General features: G+C 39.4%; 1 pseudogene. It reads left to right on the top strand.

Going from position 1 to position 284, the window contains the following annotated elements:
* A pseudogene (locus FC46_RS10225) lies at nucleotides 1-284 on the top strand (Rpn family recombination-promoting nuclease/putative transposase); the annotation flags it as partial.

Below are 284 nucleotides of genomic sequence, written 5' to 3'. Positions count from 1 at the left end.
TTAAACTAGGCAAACGGTTCAGATATTATCAGTCCGTTTTTGACGTTTCCAACATCAGGCCAGGAAAGAGATATTCCGATCTGATTGAAACTTACATTATTTTTATCTTCAAGACCGATCCCTTTAAATATGGTTACCGGAAATACACGTCTAAAGGAATCGCTTTTAACGAAGTCGATGGTCTTTTGTTGCAAAATGACACGCACTTAGTTATGCTTAATCCAACAGGAACAAAAGGCGATGTTACGCCTGAGATGCAACAGTTTTTCGACCTGGAACTTGGC

This window comes from Lactobacillus kalixensis DSM 16043 (assembly GCF_001434335.1).
Lineage (GTDB): Bacteria > Bacillota > Bacilli > Lactobacillales > Lactobacillaceae > Lactobacillus > Lactobacillus kalixensis.
The sequence above is the reverse complement of the archived record's forward strand: the minus strand, read 5'-3'. Positions and strand labels throughout refer to the sequence as shown.